Annotated in this window: 1 protein-coding gene; it reads right to left on the bottom strand. The window is 29.9% G+C overall.

Translation table 11 applies throughout. From position 1 onward, the window contains the following. The coding region (locus tag CYP77_RS02460) for a M23 family metallopeptidase (protein WP_181001944.1) at positions 1–2,332 on the bottom strand (2,332 nt) is incomplete at its 3' end. Positions 2,333–2,399: the final 67 nt, after the last annotated feature.

The raw sequence follows: 2,399 nt of genomic DNA, 5'->3' as shown, positions 1-2,399 counted from the left end.
CTGATAAATCGCTCCTTCTTTTAAATTTATTATTTGGATCGCGAACAGTCAATGGATCTTTTGTGTTATTTCCATCTGTGTAATATTCAAAGTGAATCATATATATTGTGTATCCTGAAACAACATTAATATGTTGATTTCTATCATTTAATAATTTGCCAGTTTGCCCTAAGAATTGACCTTTTTTTACCCTATCTCCTGCTTTTACAGGAATGTTAACTAACTCCCCATATCTTATTATAATTTTTCGGCCTTTGAAATAATGCATAATGGTAACTTGATTTGTTTTACAATAAAAGAAGCTTGTATTTAAGACAATTCCATCTGCTATTGCAACAATCTCTGCATTCGCTAAAGTATATAAATCCCTACCCGCATGTCTTCTCTTGCCACCGCTTCTGCCACTACCAAAAGAGGCCTGATGTGCTCCTGGCGCACTAGCCCAGTAATACCTACTATGAACTCCATCTTTATCATTTAATGGCTTTACTTTAAGAGGGAAGATTATCTCATTATCCTCCTCAATAACTTCAAGGCTAACACTCTGGGTATTTTCTAGTTTAACTCTTTGCTTTACTTCATTAAATTTGGATATAAATTTACTTTTATTTTCACTATTTATTAAATTTATTCCATTTTGGAAATTAGATATTGAGCTTTTAGTGTTGTCACCTAATGCATAAATTTCCAGAAGTGCTCTAGCAGGTCTATTGCGATCATTTATAGAACAATAAGCCAACTCTTTTAACTTATGATCTTTATAAATACTTATGCTTTGAGAATTTATATTTGAGCTTATATAGTATCTTCCCTTGGCATTATCTGTTTTTTTAGTATCATTAATCTCATTAATAAAAGCATTTGACAAGCTTGCATCAAAGCTTAAACTCTTATCCGTATGCCCAAATTCATATATATAAAGTTTATTATTTTCATATTTTAGCTCCATAGGAACCCTAAAGTCTGCTCTTATATGTGTCTTACCATATCTTGTCTTATAAGATGGGCTTCTTAAATATGCAAAAAAAACTATTGTGCTGTTATTTTCTTTTAGTTTTTCAAGCAACTCCTTATCTTTTATGTCATTTTGCGGAGTAAAACTTATCTCTTTACCTTTAAATTTATCACCTTCTAATACTATATATCCTGTAGGATTATTATCTTTTATCTCTTTGTTGTATTCATCTTGTCTTATGATCTCATAAGCCCAGTTTATATCTTTATAGTTATCATCGCCTTTATTTGGTTTATACATTGCCTTTAGTTTAATAGCTTCTTTTACATTTAGCTTGCCTGTATTTTCTATAACAACATTAGTTATGTTATTTGCGATATCAACAAGTGAAGTTTTTAGATCATATGTAGTACTACCTTCAGCTTTTTTCTTTGCTTCGACTGATATAACGCCATTATCACTCATGCTATGAATTTCTTCTGTGGAGTGATCCTTACTAAGATCTCGTGAAGCTAATATCATCTTTGTAGTCTTTTTAAAAGCACTTTGATCTTTATCCTGTATAAGATTTATATTAAATTTAGCCGTATATGAGTCTTTATCTGCTTCATTGTCGCTAGAACCATTTTTTTCTAGATAGTAAGACTTATATACCTTTTTATCTTCTCCATTATGCAAATAAATTTTTTTGATATCTGTGCTGTTTTGATTTTCATCAGTGATAATTAAATCCGAAACAGTCAGATCGAAATTTCCTTTATGAGTAGTTGAAACACTTGGCTCTTTATCTGATAGTTTTAACTTTATATTAAACATTGAAGAAGCTTTATCGTTTCTTAGATTAAAGTTATTTTCTTTGGCAAAATTTAGTAGATTAAAGTTTAGGTTGTTAAAGAAATTTAAGGTTAACTTATTTGTATTATCAAAAAAATACTTTCCATCTTGAGAGACAAACTTGCCAGTATTATCTTTGTAAAGAGTTACCTCTGCACTTGTAGATGGAACTATAAATTTTATATTGTCGTTTTTATTTGTATTGTAAGGATTATACTTATAGTTAGTTAGTATGATCTTGCTCTCTTCTTTTTTTCCTGATGGATTTAAATTTACACAATCAAGATGTGTCTTATCCGCTAAGATGATGGTAAGTTTTGTATGTTTAGGCTGATATGGTGCTATTGGTTGAGCTGACTTATAAGGAAGTATTAGTAAAATTTCCTCTTTAGACTCTTCTTTAAATTCAGAATTTCTCTCTCGCTCTTCTAATGCCTTGTTTATCTTTGAGATGTTATTGGTGCCATCGGAATTTAAATTTACAACATATATATTTTTAAAATCAAAAACAGTACTTGTTACTTCTTTTATAAGAGAGTGCAATTTATTTAAAAAAGGCGCTACGGTATCTTTTATCTTGTTATATTTAAACGAAAAATGACTGGTAAGA

The organism is Campylobacter concisus (assembly GCF_002913865.1).
GTDB lineage: Bacteria > Campylobacterota > Campylobacteria > Campylobacterales > Campylobacteraceae > Campylobacter_A > Campylobacter_A concisus_AM.
Note: the sequence above shows the minus strand (reverse complement) of the source record. Positions and strands in the feature narration are given on the sequence as shown.